The sequence below is a fragment of the Pseudomonas sp. X10 genome (assembly GCF_054889225.1).
The window spans coordinates 4,356,148-4,375,381 of record NZ_CM142677.1; the positions used below are offsets into that span (position 1 = coordinate 4,356,148).

A 19,234-nucleotide genomic window follows, 5' to 3' on the forward strand; every position below is an offset into this window, starting at 1 on the left:
AAAAGTCCCGACCTTAGACGGCCATCAGGTCCTTTTCCTTGGCTTCCAGCGCCTTGTCGACCTCGGCAACGAACTTGTCGGTCAGCTTCTGCAGCTCGTCGGCGGCGCGACGCTCTTCGTCTTCGCTGATTTCCTTGTCTTTGGCCAGCTTCTTCAGGTCGGCCAGGGCGTCGCGGCGCACGTTACGCACAGACACCTTGGCGTCTTCAGCAACACCGCGGGCCTGCTTGGTGTAGCCCTTGCGGGTCTCTTCGGTCAGGGCCGGCATCGGTACACGGATGGTGGTACCAGCGCTGCTCGGATTCAGGCCCAGGTCGGAAGTGAGGATCGCCTTCTCGATGGCGGCGCTGAGGTTCTTGTCGTGGGCGACGATCTTCAGGGTACGCGCATCTTCGACGGAGACCGCAGCCACCTGGTTCAGCGGCATCTCGCTGCCCCAGGCAGGGACCCTGACGCTGTCCAGGATGCTCGGGTGGGCGCGGCCGGTGCGGATAGCCGCCAGGTTGCGCCCCAGGGCCTCGATGGACTTGCTCATACGCTCCTGAGCGTCTTTCTTGATGTCGTTGATCATGCTTCGCCTTCCTCGATCAGGGTTCCTTCAGCGCCACCCACCACGATGTTGAGCAGGGCGCCAGGCTTGTTCATGTTGAATACCCGCAATGGCATCTTGTGGTCGCGGCACAGGCAGATTGCGGTCAGGTCCATCACGCCGAGCTTGCGATCCAGTACTTCATCGTACGTCAGACGGTCGAACTTCTCGGCGTGCGGGTCCTTGAATGGATCGGCAGTGTACACACCATCGACCTTGGTCGCCTTCAGAACGACGTCGGCATCGATCTCGATGGCTCGCAGACAGGCTGCAGAGTCGGTGGTGAAAAACGGGTTGCCGGTGCCGGCGGAGAAAATTACCACATCACCAGAGTTGAGGTGACGGATAGCTTTGCGGCGGTCGTAATGATCGGTGACACCGACCATGGAAATGGCCGACATGACCAGGGCCGGGATGTTCGAACGCTCCAAAGCGTCGCGCATGGCCAGGGCGTTCATGACGGTGGCCAGCATGCCCATGTGGTCACCGGTGACGCGGTCCATGCCGGCTGCACTGAGCGCCGCACCACGGAACAGGTTGCCACCACCGATCACCAGGCCGACCTGGACGCCGATACCGACCAACTGGCCAACTTCCAGGGCCATGCGGTCCAGCACTTTCGGGTCGATCCCGAACTCTTCCGAGCCCATCAGGGCCTCGCCGCTAAGTTTGAGCAAAATGCGTTTATAGCGAGGTTGGCGACCACTCACCTGCTGAGCCATTGCGAGTCTCTCCTGCGGCGTTTTAAAGAAAATTCTGCGCGGGCTGTGTACAGCCTGCTAACTGTAGCGTGGCGCTGCTTCAGCGCCAGCGGAGGCAGGCTGGATAAACCTGCTTCCGGTTTGACAAAGAGGCTGCGCGCGTGAGCGGGCAGCCTCTTTGGGGCGACAGACGGGTCCGTCTTATTGCTTCTTGGCAGCAGCCACTTGAGCAGCAACTTCGTCAGCGAAGTTGTCTTCTTTCTTCTCGATGCCTTCGCCGACTTCGTAACGAACGAAGGAAACGACTTCAGCACCGGCTTTCTTGGCCAGCTCGCCAACCTTGACTTCTGGATCCATGACGAAAGCTTGCTCGACCAGGCTGGCTTCGCCCAGGAACTTGGCGATACGGCCCTTGATCATGTTCTCGACGATGTTTTCCGGCTTGCCGGCGATCTTGTCGGCGTTCAGTTGCAGGAAGATTTCTTTTTCCTTGGCAACCAGCTCTTCGGAAACGTCTTCTGGACGAACGACGGCCGGGTTGGAAGCAGCCACGTGCATGGCGATCTTCTTGGCCAGCTCTTCGTCGCCGCCTTTCAGGACGACCAGGACGCCGATGCGGTGGCCGTGCAGGTAAGAACCGATGACCTCGCCTTCGACAGCCGCCAGACGACGGATGTTGACGTTCTCGCCGCACTTGGCGACCAGGGCTTCACGGGCCGATTCGCGCGAAGCGATCAGCGGAGCGGCGTCGGTCAGCTTCTGCTCGAACGCTTCGTTCAGGCTGTCTTTGACGAAGCCTTTGAAGTCGTCCTGCAGGGCCAGGAAGTCGGTTTGCGAGTTGACTTCGATGATCAGGCCACGGCCGCCTTCTGCGCGAACGGCGATCGAACCTTCGGCAGCGATGTTGCCAGCCTTTTTGGCAGCCTTGATGGCGCCGGAAGCACGCATGTCGTCGATGGCCTTCTCGATGTCACCACCGGCAGCGACCAGCGCCTTCTTGCATTCCATCATGCCCTGGCCGGTACGCTCACGCAGTTCCTTGACCAGCGCTGCAGTAATTTCTGCCATTTCAAAATCCTCTTGGATAGGTATTCAACCATTCCACCCGCTCGTCACGGGCGTTCAATTCTGGAAATCCACTGTCGTCACGCCAGCGAGACAATGATGCGGCGCCCTTGCTGACAGGAGGATTTCAAGGTGGCAAAAAGGGGGCCTAGCCCCCTTTTTGCGTGCCGAGTAGACGCCAGGCGTCAATTACTCAGCAGCTGGTGCTGCCGCTTCTTCAGCGTAAACTTCAGTGCCGCCGGCAACGTTGTTGCGGCCACGGATGACGGCATCAGCCATCGAAGTCATGTACAGCTCGATGGCGCGGATGGCGTCGTCGTTACCTGGGATGACGTAGTCAACGCCTTCCGGGCTGCTGTTGGTATCGACAACGCCGATGACCGGAATGCCCAGCTTGTTGGCTTCGGTGATGGCGATGCGCTCGTGGTCAACGTCGATCACAAACAGGGCATCAGGCAGGCCGCCCATGTCCTTGATACCGCCCAGGCTGCGATCCAGCTTTTCCAGGTCACGGGAGCGCATCAGCGCTTCTTTCTTGGTCAGCTTGGTGAAAGTGCCGTCTTCGGCCTGGGTTTCCAGGTCGCGCAGGCGCTTGATCGAGGCGCGGATGGTCTTGTAGTTGGTCAGCATGCCGCCCAACCAGCGGTGGTCGACGTATGGCGAACCGCAACGAGCAGCTTGCTCTGCGACGATCTTGCCAGCGGAACGCTTGGTGCCGACGAACAGGATCTTGTTCTTGCCCTGGGCCAGGCGCTCTACGAACGACAGGGCGTCGTTGAACAGCGGCAGGGTTTTTTCCAGGTTGATGATGTGGATCTTGTTACGCGCGCCGAAAATGAACTTGCCCATTTTCGGGTTCCAGTAACGGGTCTGGTGGCCGAAGTGCACACCGGCCTTCAGCATATCGCGCATGTTGACTTGGGACATGATAGTTCCTTGATAAGTCGGGTTGGGCCTCCACGCATCCCAATGACCAACCCACGAATCCAGTGGATTCAGGGCACCCAGGCCATCGTGTCGACACGTGTGTGGGTTTGGACTTCCGGGGCCATCCCCGAAAGCGGCGCATTTTATACCACAGACCGCCAGTAAACGGAACCCGGATCACCGTCGTCCGTCAGCGGCTTTTGCAGCGACCCGCCAATCGGGCGAGAATGGCCTCATTATACCGCCGGATTGGTGCCTTTCTCACCCAGATCGCCACCCTGCTCTGCTAGAATCCGGCCTTTCCCGTTTGTTGCGCCCTAGCGCGGCGCCGTAGAGAGCCTGTAATGACCGTAACCATCAAAACCGCCGAAGACATCGAAAAGATGCGCATCGCCGGCCGCCTGGCCGCCGAGGTCCTGGAGATGATCGAAGAGCACGTCAAGCCCGGCGTGACCACCGAGGAGCTCGACCGCCTCTGCCACGACTACATCGTCAACGTGCAGAAGGCGATTCCGGCGCCACTCAACTACAAGGGCTTCCCCAAGTCGATCTGCACCTCGGTCAATCATGTCGTCTGCCATGGCATCCCCGGCGACAAACCGTTGAAGGACGGTGACACCCTGAACATCGACGTCACCGTGATCAAGGACGGCTACCACGGCGACACCAGCCGCATGTTCCATGTCGGCACCGTGCCCGTCTGGGCCGAGCGCCTGTCCAAGATCACCCAGGAATGCATGTACAAGGCCATCGAACTGGTCAAGCCGGGCTGCCGCCTGGGCGACATCGGCGAGGTGATCCAGAAGCATGCCGAGAAGAACGGTTTCTCGGTGGTACGCGAGTTCTGCGGGCACGGCATCGGCAAGGTGTTCCACGAAGAGCCGCAGATCCTCCACTACGGCCGCGCCGGCACCGGCATGGAGCTCAAGGAAGGCATGACCTTCACCATCGAGCCGATGATCAATCAGGGCAAGGCCGACACCAAGGTGCTGGGCGACGGCTGGACCGCGATCACCAAGGACCGCAAGCTCTCGGCCCAGTGGGAACACACCCTGCTAGTCACCGCCACGGGCTACGAGATCTTCACCCTGCGCAAAGACGACACCATTCCCCGCACGTCGGCCTGACTCTTCTAGGAACGCAATTCGATGCCCCAGGTGGATCCAGAGCTGTTCGACCGTGGTCAGTTCCAGGCGGAACTGGCGCTGAAAGCGAGCCCCATCGCGGCCTTCAAGAAGGCCATTCGCCGGGCCGACGAAGTGCTCAACGCGCGCTTTCGCAACGGCCTTGAGATCCGCCGGCTCATCGAGGACCGCGCCTGGTTCGTCGACAATATCCTGCAGCAGGCCTGGAACCAGTTCGACTGGCGCGACCAAGCCGGTATAGCCTTGGTCGCGGTGGGCGGCTATGGCCGCGGCGAGTTGCACCCCCATTCCGACATCGACCTGCTGATCCTGCTCGACAGTGCCGAGCACGAGCTGTACCGCGATGCCATCGAGCGCTTCCTGACCCTACTCTGGGACATCGGCCTGGAAGTGGGCCAGAGCGTGCGCACTGTCGAGGAATGCGCCGAGCAGGCGCGTGCCGACCTGACGGTGATCACCAACCTGATGGAAAGTCGCACCATCGCCGGCCCCGAGCCCCTGCGCCAGCGCATGCTCGAGGTCACCAGCACCGAACACATGTGGCCGAGCAAGGAGTTCTTCCTGGCCAAGCGCGCCGAACTCAAGGCCCGCCACCACAAGTACAACGACACCGAATACAACCTGGAGCCCAACGTCAAGGGCTCCCCGGGCGGCCTGCGCGACATCCAGACGGTGCTCTGGGTCGCCCGCCGCCAGTACGGCACCCTCAACCTGCACGCCCTGGCCGGCGAAGGCTTCCTGCTGGAAAGCGAGAACGAGTTGCTCGCCTCGTCCCAGGAATTCCTGTGGAAGGTGCGCTACGCCCTGCATATGCTCGCCGGGCGCGCCGAGGACCGCCTGCTGTTCGATCACCAGCGCAGCATCGCGGCGCTGTTGGGCTGCAGCGATGACAACCCCAAGCGTGCCATCGAGCAGTTCATGCAGCAGTATTACCGGGTGGTGATGAGCATCAGCCAGCTGTGCGACCTGATCATCCAGCACTTCGAGGAAGTCATCCTCGCTGACGACAGCGGCAGCACCCAGCCGCTCAATGCCCGCTTCCGCCTGCACGACGGCTATATCGAGGCAGTCAACCCGAACGTGTTCAAACGCACGCCGTTCGCCATGCTGGAAATCTTCGTACTGATGGCCCAGCATCCCGAGATCAAGGGCGTGCGAGCCGACACCGTGCGCCTGTTGCGCGAGCACCGTCACCTGATCGACGACAGCTTCCGCCACGACATCCGCAACACCAGCCTGTTCATCGAGCTGTTCAAGTGCGAGATCGGCATCCACCGCAACCTGCGGCGGATGAACCGCTACGGCATCCTCGGCCGCTACCTGCCCGAGTTCGGCCTGATCGTCGGGCAAATGCAGCACGACCTGTTCCACATCTATACGGTCGATGCCCACACCCTCAACCTGATCAAGCACCTGCGCAAGCTGCAGTACACGCCGGTTTCGGAGAAATTCCCGCTGGCCAGCAAGCTCATGGGCCGACTGCCCAAGCCGGAGCTGATCTACCTGGCGGGCCTCTACCACGACATCGGCAAGGGCCGCCAGGGCGACCACTCCGAACTCGGCGCGGTAGACGCCCTGGCCTTCTGCGAACGCCATCAGTTGCCCGCCTGGGATAGCCGCCTGATCGTCTGGCTGGTGCAGAACCACCTGGTGATGTCGACCACCGCCCAGCGCAAGGACCTATCCGACCCACAGGTGATCAACGACTTCGCCCTGCTGGTCGGCGACGAAACCCGCCTGGACTACCTCTACGTACTGACCGTGGCCGACATCAACGCCACCAACCCCAGCCTCTGGAACTCCTGGCGCGCCAGCCTACTGCGCCAGCTCTACACCGAGACCAAGCGCGCCCTGCGCCGGGGCCTGGAAAACCCGCTGGACCGCGAGGAGCAGATCCGTCAGACGCAAAATGCCGCGCTGGACATCCTCGTCCGCGGCGGCACCGACCCGGACGACGTAGAGCAACTCTGGGCCCAGCTGGGCGACGATTACTTCCTGCGCCATACCGCCGCCGACGTGGCTTGGCACAGCGACGCGATCCTCCAGCAGCCCGCCGATGGCGGGCCACTGGTGCTGATCAAGGAAACCACCCAGCGCGAGTTCGAGGGCGGCACCCAGATCTTCATCTACGCGCCCGACCAACACGACTTCTTCGCCGTGACCGTGGCCGCCATGGACCAGCTCAACCTGAACATCCATGACGCCCGCATCATCACCTCGAGCAGCCAGTTCACCCTCGACACCTACATTGTCTTGGACAACGACGGCGGCGCCATCGGCGACAACCCGCAGCGGGTCAAGCAGATCCGCGAGGGCCTGACCGAAGCCCTGCGCACGCCGGAAGACTACCCGGACATCATCCAGCGCCGGGTGCCACGCCAACTCAAGCACTTCACTTTCGCGCCGCAGGTGACCATCCACAACGACGCCCAGCGCCCGGTGACCATCCTCGAACTCACGGCCCCCGACCGTCCCGGCCTGCTGGCGCGGATCGGCAAGATCTTCCTGGAGTTCGACCTTTCTTTGCAGAATGCCAAGATCGCCACCCTCGGCGAACGCGTCGAAGACGTGTTCTTCATTACCGACGCCGACAACCAGCCGCTGTCCGATCCGCAGCTGTGCAGCCGCCTGCAGGACGCCATCGTCCAGCAGTTGCAAGCCGGCCAGACCAGCGAAGCCACCCCTACCCGCGTGACTTTTTAACGTTTGACGAGACCCCGCGCCGATGAACCATGCCTTGACCCAGCTGCAGCCCTACCCGTTCGAGAAACTCCGCGCCCTGCTGGGCAGCGTGACAGCGGCGGCGGACAAACGCGCCATCGCCCTGTCGATCGGTGAGCCGAAGCACGAATCGCCAGCGTTCGTCGCCCAAGCCCTGGCCGACAACCTCAAGCAACTGTCGGTATACCCCACTACTGCGGGCCTTCCCGCCCTGCGCCAGGCCATCGGCCAGTGGTGCGAACGCCGCTTTGGCGTACCAGCCGGCTGGCTCGACGCCGACCGCCACATCCTGCCGGTCAACGGCACCCGCGAAGCCTTGTTCGCCTTCACTCAGGCAGTGGTCAACCGTGCCGACGATGGCCTGGTGATCAGCCCCAACCCCTTCTACCAGATCTACGAAGGCGCAGCCCTGCTGGCCGGCGCAACGCCACACTACCTGCCATGCCTGGACAGCAACGGCTTCAACCCGGATTTCGACACCGTGCCAGCCGAAGTCTGGAAGCGCTGCCAGATCCTCTTCCTCTGCTCGCCGGGCAACCCCACCGGCGCCCTGGTGCCGATGGACACCCTGAAGAAGCTGATCGCCCTGGCCGACGAGCATGATTTCGTGATCGCCGCCGACGAGTGCTACAGCGAGCTGTACTTCGACGAGGAAAACCCGCCACCCGGCCTACTCAGCGCCTGCGCCGAGCTGGGCCGCAGCGATTTCGCGCGCTGCGTGGTGTTCCACAGCCTGTCCAAGCGCTCCAACCTGCCGGGCCTGCGCTCCGGCTTCGTGGCAGGTGATGCCAGTATCATCAAGCCCTTCCTGCTGTACCGCACCTACCACGGCTGCGCCATGCCCGTGCAGACCCAACTGGCCAGCATTGCCGCCTGGCAGGACGAGGCGCATGTGCGCGACAACCGCGACCAATACCGGGCCAAGTACGATGCGGTGCTTGAAATTCTCCAGCCGGTGATGGACGTGCAGCGTCCTGATGGCAGTTTCTACCTATGGGCGAAGGTGCCGGGCGACGATGCCCAGTTCTGCCGTGACCTGTTCGAGACGCAGCACGTGACCGTGGTGCCGGGCTCGTACCTGTCCCGCGAAGTGGACGGCGTCAATCCAGGCGCCGGGCGCGTGCGCATGGCGCTGGTCGCGCCACTGGCCGAGTGCATCGAGGCTGCGCAGCGGATCAGGGAATTCCTGAAAGGCTGACGGTGTATCGCGAGCCATCCCGCTTCCATGGCCAGGAAGTGGGATGGCTCCGCGATGCTTCAACCCTGGCCTACCTGACCTGCCCCAGATTCGCCTCGCTCATGTCCAGCTCGCCCAACACCTGCCGCACCACCTCATCCCCCACCAGGTGCTGGCGGTGCAGGCTGTACAGCTCCAGGCGCTGGGCCCGCAACGCTCTCAAGCGCAGACGCCGTTCCAACTGGTCCATTTGCTCGGCCAGGGCACGGGATTCGGCGGTGTCGTTGTAGCTTTCCAACTCGTCGCGGTATTCAGCCATCAAGCGCGCCTTGAGTTCGGTGGCCATGGCCGCTTGGGCGGCATCCTGCGGCGCCCCCGGCTCGACAACTTCCTCCGCCTCCAGTGTATGGATCGCTGCTTCGGCAGTCCGCCGCCAGGCTTCCTGGACTTCCTGGCGCAGTGCCTCGTCCGGACTCTTGGTCACGCCACGCAACAACAACGGTAGGGCAATACAGGCCGAGATCAGCGACAGCAGGATCACCCCGGCAGCGATGAAGATCAGCAGGTCCCGCTCGGGAAACAGCGTGTCTGCGCCGATCAGTAGGGGCACCGACATCACACCCGCTAGGGTCACGGCCCCACGCACCCCGCCCATGGTCAACAACCAGCAGGAACGCGTGTTCGGCACCTGCACCAGCTCCGACTTGCCGCGCCAGCGGCGGACTACCCCGATCGCCCGCCAGATGCTCTGCACCCAGACAAAGCGCAGCAGCACAAGCACCGCGAAGATCGCTACCACATCCAGGCAGCGCCAGGCCAAAGTCGGCCACAGCGAGGTCTCGTGGCTGACTACGGCCTTGATGATGTCAGGCAATTGCAGACCCAGCAGGAGGAAGATCAGGCCGTTGAAGGCGAATTCGAGCAACGACCAGACACTGCGATTAAGCAGGCGGGTACTGGTCTGCCGCGGCAGCAGGTCGAGCCAGCTCTGCATCATGCCAGCAGCTACCGCCGAAAGAATCCCGGAAACCCCAAGGCGCTCGGCCAGAACATAAGCCGCGAAAGGTAGCAGCAGCATGAACACCACATGGGTCGCCGGATCATCCCAGCCCCGGGCGATCATCCACGCCCGCAGGCGGCCGACCAGCCAGCTCAGGGCCACGCCCACCGCCAGGCCACCCAATGCCACCAGAACGAAGGCCAGGCTCGCCTCGGTCAACGAGAACACGCCGGTGATCGCCGCCGCCAGGGCGAACTTGAAGGTCACCAGGCCTGAAGCGTCGTTCATCAGCGCCTCACCCTGGAGCATGTGCATCAAAGGGGTCGGCAGGCGATCCTGGGCGATGGCCGACACCGCCACGGCATCGGTGGGCGACAGCACCGCCGCCAGGGCGAAGGCCACCGGCAGCGGGATGCTCGGCAAGATCCAGTGGATGAAATAGCCAGCGCCCACGACGGTGAACAGGACCAAGCCGACCGCCAAGGCCACTACCGGGCCACGCAGGCGCCACAGCTCACGCTTGGGCATACGCCAGCCGTCAGCGAACAGCAGCGGCGGCAAGAACAGGAAGAGGAACAGCTCAGGGTTCAGGGCCACATGCAAGCCGAGCGTCGGCCAGGCCAACAGCGCACCGGCAGCGATCTGCACCAACGGCAATGGCAGGGGAACCATCCGTCCGACCAGTTTGGAAACACTTACCAGCATCAGCAGGATAAGGACGGTATAGGCTGACTGCATACGGCAAGATTCCTGTGTGATCAAAAGCGTGGCGCCGCCCGCGTCGCGAAACAGGGCCATTGAAACAATATGTTAGCGGCTCTCTGGGAAAATGAACCGCTGCACGAAAGTCGCAGGTCGCGCGAGAATATGTAACCTAATGCTACACAGCATCCTGCACTGCGGGTCAAGCCGTAACCCCACGGGCACAGTGAGCCCACCACAGCCGTGGCGCCCTGCCCATCGATGCCGCATAATCGGCCCCACCCAATCTTCAAGGAGTTTCGGGGACGCCCGGCCTGTCCCGGCTGCCCCTGGTATTCAATGGCTTACACTCTCTACGGCATCAAAGCCTGTGACACCATGAAAAAGGCCCGTACCTGGCTTGAAGAACAAGCCATAGGCTACGAGTTCCATGATTACAAGACCCAGGGCATCGACCGCGACAGCCTCAACCGCTGGTGCGACGAGCACGGCTGGGAAGTTGTCCTCAACCGTGCCGGGACCACTTTCCGCAAGCTCGATGACGCCAGCAAGGCGGATCTCGACCAGGCCAAGGCCGTCGAGCTGATGCTGGCACAACCCTCGATGATCAAGCGTCCGGTGCTCGACCTCGGTGAAAAGACCCTGGTCGGCTTCAAACCGGACCTGTACGCGGCAGCCCTGCGCTGAACCTGCCTACGCTTCCACCCCTTATTCGCAAGAGGTAACTGCATGTCCACTACTCTGTTCAGCCTGGCCTTCGGTGTCGGCACCCAGAACCGCCAGGGCGCCTGGCTGGAAGTCTTCTATGCTCAGCCCCTGCTCAAGCCTGCCGCCGAACTGGTCGCCGCGATCGCGCCGGTCCTGGGCTACGAAGGCGGCAACCAGGCCATCACCTTCACCACCGCCCAGGCTTCGCAACTGGCCGACGCCCTGAAGAATGTCGATGCCACCCAGGCCGCCCTGCTGACCCGCCTGGCCGAAAGCCACAAGCCGCTGGTCGCCACCCTGCTGGCCGAAGACACCACCCTGAGCTCGACGCCCGAGGCCTACCTGAAGCTGCACCTGCTGTCCCACCGCCTGGTCAAGCCGCACGGCCTGAGCCTGGCCGGGATCTTCCCGCTGCTGCCGAACGTCGCCTGGACCAGCCTGGGTGCCATCGACCTGGCCGAACTGGCTGAACAACAGCTCGAAGCACGCCTGAAAGGCGAGTTGCTGGAAGTCTTCTCGGTGGACAAGTTCCCGAAGATGACCGACTACGTGGTCCCCGCCGGTGTGCGTATCGCCGACAGCGCGCGCGTGCGCCTGGGCGCCTACATCGGCGAAGGCACCACCATCATGCACGAAGGCTTCGTCAACTTTAACGCTGGCACCGAAGGCCCAGGCATGATCGAAGGCCGTGTTTCGGCAGGCGTGTTCGTTGGCAAGGGTTCTGACCTGGGCGGCGGCTGCTCGACCATGGGCACCCTGTCGGGCGGCGGCAACATCGTCATCACCGTGGGCGAAGGCTGCCTGATCGGCGCCAATGCCGGCATTGGCATCCCGCTGGGCGACCGCAACACCGTCGAAGCCGGCTTGTACATCACTGCCGGCACCAAGGTGCAACTGCTCGACGAGCAAAACCAACTGGTCAAGGTGGTCAAGGCCCGTGACCTGGCCGGCCAGACCGACCTGCTGTTCCGCCGCAACTCGGTCAGCGGTGCCGTGGAGTGCAAGACCCACAAGTCGGCCATCGAGCTGAACGAGGCACTGCACGCACACAACTGAGAACCCGGACCGGTTCTAAGTGGTACCATCGGGTCTGGCCTAATGCCAGGCCCGATTTCCAGGTCCCAAGATCATGTTCCAACCCTCTCCCTGGCGCGCTGACTTTCCTGCCATCGACGCCCTGCAACGGCAGCACCAGACCTACCTGGACAACGCCGCCACAACCCAGAAGCCCCAGGCCCTGCTAGACGCCCTGAGCCATTACTACTCCCATGGCGCAGCCAATGTGCACCGTGCCCAGCACCTGCCCGGCGCCCTGGCAACCCAGGCGTTCGAAGCCAGTCGCGACAAGGTGGCGGCCTGGCTGAATGCCGCCGATGCCCAGCAGGTCATCTTCACCCAGGGGGCCACCTCGGCGTTGAACCTGCTGGCTTATGGCCTGGAATACCTTTTCGAAACGGGTGACGAAATCGCCATCAGTGCGCTGGAGCATCACGCCAACCTGCTGCCCTGGCAGCAACTGGCGCGGCGGCGCAACCTGCGCTTGGTGATCCTGCCACTGGACGAACACGGGCGCATCGACCTGGAGCAGGCGCTACAACTGATCGGCCCGCGCACCCGCCTGCTGGCGGTCAGCCAGTTGTCCAACGTGCTTGGCACCTGGCAACCGCTGCCGCCGCTGCTGGCGCATGCGCGCGCCCAGGGCGCGCTGACCGTGGTCGATGGCGCCCAGGGAGTGGTCCATGGCCGCCATGACGTGCAGCAACTGGGCTGCGACTTCTATGTGTTTTCCAGCCACAAGCTCTACGGCCCCGAAGGCGTTGGCGTGCTCTATGGCCGCCGACCGGCGTTGGAGCGCCTGCGGCACTGGCAATTCGGTGGCGAGATGGTGCAGATCGCGGACTACCACAGCGCTGCCTTCCGGCCAGCGCCGCTGGGTTTCGAGGCCGGTACGCCACCGATCGCCGGAGTCATCGGCTTGGGCGCCACCCTCGACTACCTTGGCGGGCTGGATGCCAATGCCGTGGCCAACCATGAAGCCAGCCTGCACCAGCACCTGCTACGTGGGCTCGATGACCGCGAGGGTATCCGCCTGCTGGGCACCCCACAGACGGCCCTGGCCAGCTTCGTCATCGACGGCGTGCACAATGCCGACATCGCCCACTTGCTGACCGAGCAAGGCATTGCCGTGCGCGCTGGCCATCACTGCGCCATTCCGCTGCTCAAGGGCTTCGGCCTGGAGGGCGCGATACGGGTGTCACTGGCGCTGTACAACGACAGCGATGACTTGCAGCGCTTCTTCGATGCGCTGGACCAGGCCCTGGAGCTGCTGCAATGAGCCTGCCGGAAGCAGCCCGCCTGGCGCTGGAAAGCTTCGAGCAAGCCCGCGGCTGGGAGCAGCGCGCGCGTCTGCTGATGCAATGGGGCGAGCGTCTGCCCGCGCTGGAGGAGTCAGAGAAGGTCGAAGCCAACCGGGTCCATGGCTGTGAAAGCCTGGTCTGGCTGGTGGCCACGCAGCAGGACGGTCAATGGCATTTCAAGGCCGCCAGCGACGCCCGCCTGCTGCGCGGCCTGCTGGCGTTGCTGCTGCTTCGGATACAAGGCCTGGACAGCACCGAACTGGCTCAACTGGACCTACGCGCCTGGTTCACCCAACTGGGGCTCGAACGTCAACTGTCCCCTTCACGCAGCAACGGCCTGCACGCTGTGCTGCAGCGTATGGCTCAGTTGGCTTCAGGCGCCTGAGGCTTGCGCTCGGCCGGACGCCGGGCGCCGCCCACCAGCTTCTCCACGGCCTTGCTGGCGGCGACCATGCCGAAGGTCGCAGTCACCATCATCACCGCGCCGAAGCCGCCGGCACAGTCCAGGCGCACCCCTTCGCCGACGAAACTCTTCTGCAGGCACACGCTGCCGTCACCCTTGGGATAACGCAACTGCTCGGTGGAGAACACGCAAGGCACGCCATAGTTGCGGCTGACATTGCGTGAAAAGTTGTAGTCACGGCGTAAGGTGGAGCGCACCCGCGAAGCCAGCGGGTCGTTGTAGGTCTTGTTCAGGTCGGTGACTTGCACCTGGGTCGGGTCGATCTGACCGCCCGCGCCGCCGGTGCTGATGATGGCAATCTTGCGCCGCCGGCACCAGGCGATCAGCGCCGCCTTGGCCATCACGCTGTCGATGCAATCGATGACGCAGTCGAGCTGCTCGGTGATGTACTCACTCATGGTCTCGCGGGTGACGAAGTCGGCCACCGCATGCACCGTGCAGGCTGGGTTGATCGCCCGCAGGCGTTCGGCCATGACCTCGACCTTGGGCCGGCCGACCTGACCCTCCAGGGCGTGAGCCTGGCGGTTGGTGTTGCTGACGCAGACATCGTCCAGGTCGAACAGGGAGATCTCACCCACGCCGCTGCGCGCCATGGCCTCGGCCGCCCAGGACCCGACGCCACCGATGCCGACGATGGCTACATGGGCCTGCTTGAGGCGCTGCAAGCCGTCATTGCCATATAGCCGGGCGACGCCGGCAAAGCGTGGATCTTCTGTACTCATGGCTCAATCCCGAAAAAAGCGGCGCGCATTATAGGCCGCCAGCTGCGGAATGACAGCCAGTCCGGGCACGGCTCCTGGCGGTCAATTGGTAATGAATTGCCTAATCCTGCTTTAATGCGCCCCCGGCCAAAAGAGCCGGACGACAACAGAACGGGCCCAGAACTTCAGCCTTTGAAGAAAATCCAATCAGTTACCTTCCCAGGTAAAGCGTAGGATCCGCGCCCCGGTGGCGCCTGCCCGTTCCTTCCTTCGGAACCTGAACACTCTATGTCATCGCGTAAATTTGGTATCAACCTGGTGGTGGTCCTGGCCATTGCCGCGCTGTTCACCGGGTTCTGGGCACTGATCAACCGCCCCGTGTCCGCCCCCGCCTGGCCGGAACAGATTTCCGGTTTCTCCTATTCGCCTTTCCGCCTCGGGCAAAGCCCGCAGAGAGGCCAGTATCCGACAGAAGCCCAAATACGCCAGGACCTGGAGCAGATCAGCAAACTGACCGACAGCATCCGCATCTATACGGTCGAAGGCAGCCAGGCCGAGATCCCGCATCTGGCAGAGGAACTCGGCCTGCGGGTAACCCTGGGGATCTGGATCAGCCCAGACCTGGAGCGCAACGAACGGGAGATAGCCAAGGCCATCGAGCTGGCCAACACCTCGCGCAGCGTGGTCCGGGTAGTGGTCGGCAACGAAGCGCTGTTCCGCGAAGAGATCACTCCCGAGGCGCTGATCCAGTACCTGGACCGGGTCCGTGCAGCAGTCAAGGTGCCAGTGACCACCAGTGAGCAATGGCATATCTGGAAAGAACATCCCGAGCTGGCCTTCCATGTCGACCTGATCGCCGCGCACATCCTGCCCTACTGGGAGTTCGTGCCGATGGCAGATTCTGTGGAGTTCGTCCTCGAGCGTGCCCGCGACCTCAAGCACCAGTTCCCACGCAAGTCGTTGCTGCTCTCAGAAGTCGGCTGGCCAAGCAACGGCCGCATGCGCGGCGGCGCCGATGCCACCCAGGCCGACCAGGCCATCTACCTACGCACTTTGGTCACCACCCTCAATAGCCAGGGTTACAACTACTTCGTCATCGAAGCCTACGACCAGCCGTGGAAAGCCAGCGACGAGGGTTCGGTAGGCGCCTATTGGGGAGTGTTCAACGCCGAACGCCAGCAGAAATTCAACTTCGAGGGGCCGGTGGTGGCCATTCCGCAATGGCGTGCGCTGGCCGTCGGTTCGGTGGTGCTGGCCATGCTGGCCCTGACCCTGTTGCTGATCGACGGCTCGGCCCTGCGCCAACGCGGCCGCACCTTCCTGACCTTCATTGCCTTCCTCTGTGGCTCGGTGCTGGTCTGGATCGGCTATGACTACAGCCAGCAATACAGCACCTGGTTCAGCCTGACCGTGGGCTTTCTGCTGGCCCTCGGCGCACTCGGCGTGTTCATCGTCCTGCTGACCGAGGCCCATGAACTGGCCGAGGCGGTATGGATCCACAAGCGCCGGCGCGAATTCCTACCGGTACAGGCCGACAGCGCCTACCGACCGAAGGTCTCGGTGCATGTGCCGTGCTACAACGAGCCGCCGGAAATGGTCAAGCAGACCCTCAACGCCCTCGCCGCGCTGGATTATCCCGACTTCGAGGTGCTGGTCATCGACAACAACACCAAGGACCCGGCAGTGTGGGAACCGCTCAAGGCCCACTGTGAACTGCTGGGCGAGCGCTTCAAGTTCTTCCATGTCTCTCCGTTGGCCGGCTTCAAGGGCGGCGCACTGAACTACCTGCTCCCGCATACGGCCAAGGATGCCGAAGTGATCGCGGTGATCGACTCGGACTATTGCGTGGACCGCAACTGGCTCAAGCACATGGTGCCGCACTTCGCCGACCCGAAGATCGCCGTGGTGCAATCGCCCCAGGACTACCGCGACCAGAACGAAAGCACCTTCAAAAAGCTGTGCTACAGCGAGTACAAAGGCTTCTTCCACATCGGCATGGTCACCCGCAACGACCGCGATGCGATCATCCAGCACGGCACCATGACCATGACCCGACGCTCCGTGCTCGAAGAGCTGGGCTGGGCCGAATGGTGCATCTGCGAAGACGCCGAGCTGGGCTTACGGGTATTCGAGAAAGGCTACTCGGCCGCCTATGCCCACAACAGTTATGGCAAAGGCCTGATGCCCGACACCTTCATCGACTTCAAGAAGCAACGCTTCCGCTGGGCCTACGGCGCCATCCAGATCATCAAGCACCACGCCAGCGCCCTGCTGCGCGGCAACGGCAGCGAGCTGACCCGAGGCCAGCGCTACCACTTCCTGGCCGGCTGGCTGCCTTGGATCGCCGATGGCATGAACATCTTCTTCACCATCGGCGCCCTGCTCTGGTCGGCAGCGATGATCATCGTGCCGCAGCGGGTCGACCCGCCGCTGCTGATCTTCGCCATCCCGCCGCTGGCGTTGTTCGTGTTCAAAGTCGGCAAGATCGTCTTCCTCTACCGCCGTGCCGTCGGCGTCGACCTCAAGGACGCCTTCGCCGCCGCATTGGCCGGGCTGGCGTTGTCGCACACCATCGCCAAGGCTGTGCTTTACGGCTTCTTCACCAGCAGCATGCCGTTCATCCGCACACCGAAGAACGCCGACAGCCATGGCGTGCTGGTGGCCATCTCCGAAGCGCGAGAAGAGCTGTTCATCATGCTCTTGCTCTGGGGGGCGGCGGCCGGGATCTACCTGGTGCAAGGGCTGCCCAGTGCCGACATGCGGTTCTGGGTGGCCATGCTGCTGGTGCAATCGCTGCCTTACCTGGCCGCACTGGTCATGGCATTGCTGTCGTCGCTGCCCAAGCCGATTGACAGTGTGCAGGAGACACAAGCGGCTTGAGTCCTTGTGCCGTGACAGCCTGCGCCGCTGGCCCGATCATTGAAGGCACGGGCTCAACCGCCCTGCCTTCACTCGCTCAATTGCTATAAGATAACGCCCCTGATTTCCCGCCTTGCCTTGCCCCGGAGTCCTTCATGACGGCACCAGCCGACCTCTCGCCCACCCTTCAATTGGCCTGCGACCTGATCCGTCGCCCCTCAGTGACCCCGGTCGACGCCGATTGCCAGAAACAGATGATGCAACGCCTGGGCGATGCCGGCTTCGCGCTCGAGCCGATGCCCATCGAAGACGTGGACAACTTCTGGGCAACTCATGGAACCCAGGACGGTCCGGTCTTGTGCTTCGCCGGTCACACCGACGTGGTGCCGACTGGCCCGGTGCAGGCTTGGCAGCATGAGCCGTTCGATGCGCTGATCGACGCCGAAGGCATGCTCTGCGGTCGCGGTGCAGCCGACATGAAGGGCAGCCTGGCCGCCATGGTGGTGGCCTGTGAGCGCTTCGTCGCCGATTATCCCGACCACCGCGGCAAGGTCGCCTTCCTGATCACCAGCGACGAGGAAGGCCCGGCCCATCACGGCACCAAGGCCGTGGTCGAACGCCTGGCCGCCCGTCAAGAGCGCCTGGACTGGTGCATCGTCGGCGAGCCGTCGAGCACCAGCCTGGTCGGTGACGTGGTCAAGAACGGCCGCCGCGGCTCCCTCGGCGCCAAGCTGACCGTGCGCGGCATCCAAGGCCATGTGGCCTATCCGCACCTGGCGCGCAACCCAATCCACCTGGCCGCCCCTGCTCTGGCCGAACTGGCCGCGGAGCACTGGGATGAGGGCAACGCCTTCTTCCCGCCAACCAGTTTCCAGATCTCCAACCTGAACTCCGGCACCGGTGCCACCAACGTGGTCCCCGGCGAACTGACCGCCCTGTTCAACTTCCGCTTCTCCACCGAGTCGACAGTCGAAGGTCTGCAGCAGCGTGTCAGCGCGATCCTCGACAAACACCAGTTGGACTGGTCCATCGACTGGGCATTGTCGGGCCTGCCGTTTCTCACCGAGCCGGGCGAATTGCTCGATGCGGTATCGGCCAGCATCATGTCGGTGACCGGCCGCCAGACCCAGGCCTCGACCAGCGGCGGTACCTCCGATGGACGCTTCATCGCCACCCTGGGTACCCAGGTGGTCGAGCTCGGTCCAGTCAACGCTACCATCCACCAAGTCAACGAACGGATCCTGGCCAGCGACCTCGATGTGCTGACCGAGATCTACTACCAGACCCTCGTCCGGTTGCTCGCCTGATGCTCACCTGTCCTTTGTGCCACTCCGCCCTGACCAGGCTCGACAATGGCGTGGCCTGCCCGGCCGGGCACCGCTTCGACCGTGCGCGCCAAGGCTATCTGAACCTGCTGCCCGTGCAGCACAAGAACAGCCGCGACCCGGGTGACAACCAGGCAATGGTCGAGGCCCGCCGCGATTTCCTCGAGGCGGGCCACTATGCCCCGGTGGCCCAGCGCCTGGCCGCCTTGGCGGCCGAGCGCCAACCAGGTCGCTGGCTGGATATCGGCTGCGGCGAAGGCTACTACACCGCGCAGATCGCCCAGGCCCTGCCCCAGGCGGATGGCTATGCCCTGGACATTTCCCGCGAAGCGGTCAAGCGTGCTTGCCGCCGCGACCCGAGAGTGAGCTGGCTGGTCGCCAGTATGGCCCGGGTCCCCCTGGCCGATGCCAGTTGCCAGTTCATCGCCAGCGTCTTCAGCCCGCTGGACTGGCAGGAGGCGCGCCGCCTGCTCAGCCCGGGCGGTGGCCTGATGCGCGTCGGCCCGACCAGCGACCACCTGATCGAATTGCGCCAAGTGCTCTACGATGAAGTGCGCCCCTACGCCGACGACAAACACCTGGCCTTGGTCCCCGAGGGTATGGAGCACACCCACAGCGAAACCTTGAACTTCCGTCTGAGCCTGGCCGCCCCCAAGGCCCGTGCCGACCTGCTGGCCATGACGCCACATGGCTGGCGCGCCAGCGCCGAACGGCGCGCCCGAGTCATCGACCAGGCCGAGCCGTTCGAAGTCACGGTTTCCATGCGTTACGATTATTTTGTGCGCCACTGAGCA

General features: G+C 63.3%; 16 protein-coding genes. 10 read left to right on the forward strand and 6 right to left on the reverse strand.

The genetic code is table 11. The features are described 5' to 3' along the window. Positions 1-13: 13 nt before the first annotated feature. The 4 genes from frr to rpsB form a co-directional block, all read right to left on the reverse strand. Positions 14-571, reverse strand: coding sequence for a ribosome recycling factor (frr, locus tag ACYU03_RS19850; RefSeq protein WP_461886329.1), 558 nt, complete (start codon positions 569-571; stop codon positions 14-16). Then, positions 568-1,311, reverse strand: a complete 744-nt coding sequence (pyrH, locus tag ACYU03_RS19855) for a UMP kinase (protein WP_461886330.1) — start codon at positions 1,309-1,311, stop codon at positions 568-570. Before pyrH ends, frr begins: the two co-directional genes overlap by 4 nt. 180 nt (positions 1,312-1,491) lie before the next feature. Beyond that, on the reverse strand, positions 1,492-2,358 hold the full coding sequence (tsf, locus tag ACYU03_RS19860; protein ID WP_461886331.1) for a translation elongation factor Ts: 867 nt from the start codon (positions 2,356-2,358) through the stop codon (positions 1,492-1,494). Positions 2,359-2,544: 186 nt separating this feature from the next. Beyond that, on the reverse strand, positions 2,545-3,282 hold the full coding sequence (gene rpsB, locus ACYU03_RS19865) for a 30S ribosomal protein S2 (RefSeq protein ID WP_461886332.1): 738 nt from the start codon (positions 3,280-3,282) through the stop codon (positions 2,545-2,547). A gap of 344 nt (positions 3,283-3,626) precedes the next feature. On the opposite strand from rpsB, the gene map reads away from it, so the two are divergent. The 3 genes from map to dapC are packed head-to-tail and all read left to right on the forward strand — an operon-like array spanning position 3,627 to position 8,346. Next, positions 3,627-4,409, forward strand: coding sequence for a type I methionyl aminopeptidase (map, locus tag ACYU03_RS19870; RefSeq protein WP_461886333.1), 783 nt, complete (start codon positions 3,627-3,629; stop codon positions 4,407-4,409). A 21-nt stretch (positions 4,410-4,430) separates the two neighbouring features. Continuing rightward, positions 4,431-7,130, forward strand: a complete 2,700-nt coding sequence (locus ACYU03_RS19875; protein WP_461886334.1) for a [protein-PII] uridylyltransferase — start codon at positions 4,431-4,433, stop codon at positions 7,128-7,130. Between the two features lie 22 nt (positions 7,131-7,152). Continuing rightward, positions 7,153-8,346 carry a succinyldiaminopimelate transaminase gene (gene dapC / locus ACYU03_RS19880; RefSeq protein ID WP_461886335.1) on the forward strand — a complete coding sequence of 398 codons (1,194 nt, stop codon included), beginning with the start codon at positions 7,153-7,155 and terminating at the stop codon, positions 8,344-8,346. Between the two features lie 70 nt (positions 8,347-8,416). On the opposite strand, the gene ACYU03_RS19885 is transcribed toward dapC, so the two are convergent. Beyond that, complete coding sequence (locus ACYU03_RS19885; RefSeq protein WP_461886336.1) at positions 8,417-10,063, reverse strand: Na+/H+ antiporter; 1,647 nt, start codon at positions 10,061-10,063, stop codon at positions 8,417-8,419. 303 nt (positions 10,064-10,366) lie between these two features. Between ACYU03_RS19885 and ACYU03_RS19890 the strand changes: the two genes are divergently transcribed. From ACYU03_RS19890 to ACYU03_RS19905, 4 genes are all read left to right on the forward strand, one after another. Continuing rightward, positions 10,367-10,714: an ArsC family reductase gene (locus tag ACYU03_RS19890; RefSeq protein ID WP_461886337.1), complete on the forward strand. Its 348-nt coding sequence runs from the start codon at positions 10,367-10,369 to the stop codon at positions 10,712-10,714. Between the two features lie 42 nt (positions 10,715-10,756). Next, positions 10,757-11,791 carry a 2,3,4,5-tetrahydropyridine-2,6-dicarboxylate N-succinyltransferase gene (gene dapD, locus ACYU03_RS19895; RefSeq protein ID WP_461886338.1) on the forward strand — a complete coding sequence of 345 codons (1,035 nt, stop codon included), beginning with the start codon at positions 10,757-10,759 and terminating at the stop codon, positions 11,789-11,791. Positions 11,792-11,864: 73 nt separating this feature from the next. Beyond that, on the forward strand, positions 11,865-13,070 hold the full coding sequence (locus ACYU03_RS19900; RefSeq protein ID WP_461886339.1) for a cysteine desulfurase: 1,206 nt from the start codon (positions 11,865-11,867) through the stop codon (positions 13,068-13,070). Then, positions 13,067-13,477 carry a SufE family protein gene (locus tag ACYU03_RS19905; RefSeq protein ID WP_461886340.1) on the forward strand — a complete coding sequence of 137 codons (411 nt, stop codon included), beginning with the start codon at positions 13,067-13,069 and terminating at the stop codon, positions 13,475-13,477. Before ACYU03_RS19900 ends, ACYU03_RS19905 begins: the two co-directional genes overlap by 4 nt. On the opposite strand, the gene tcdA is transcribed toward ACYU03_RS19905, so the two are convergent. After that, positions 13,456-14,277, reverse strand: a complete 822-nt coding sequence (gene tcdA / locus ACYU03_RS19910; RefSeq protein ID WP_461886341.1) for a tRNA cyclic N6-threonylcarbamoyladenosine(37) synthase TcdA — start codon at positions 14,275-14,277, stop codon at positions 13,456-13,458. The two genes, ACYU03_RS19905 and tcdA, sit on opposite strands and share 22 nt — an antisense overlap. Positions 14,278-14,544: 267 nt before the next feature. Between tcdA and ACYU03_RS19915 the strand changes: the two genes are divergently transcribed. From ACYU03_RS19915 to ACYU03_RS19925, 3 genes are all read left to right on the forward strand, one after another. After that, positions 14,545-17,136, forward strand: coding sequence for a glycosyltransferase (locus ACYU03_RS19915; protein ID WP_461886342.1), 2,592 nt, complete (start codon positions 14,545-14,547; stop codon positions 17,134-17,136). A 134-nt stretch (positions 17,137-17,270) separates the two neighbouring features. After that, on the forward strand, positions 17,271-18,422 hold the full coding sequence (gene dapE / locus ACYU03_RS19920) for a succinyl-diaminopimelate desuccinylase (RefSeq protein ID WP_461886343.1): 1,152 nt from the start codon (positions 17,271-17,273) through the stop codon (positions 18,420-18,422). Next, complete coding sequence (locus tag ACYU03_RS19925) at positions 18,422-19,231, forward strand: putative RNA methyltransferase (RefSeq protein WP_461886344.1); 810 nt, start codon at positions 18,422-18,424, stop codon at positions 19,229-19,231. The genes dapE and ACYU03_RS19925 overlap by 1 nt, the downstream gene beginning before the upstream one ends. The last annotated feature ends 3 nt before the right edge of the window (positions 19,232-19,234 follow it).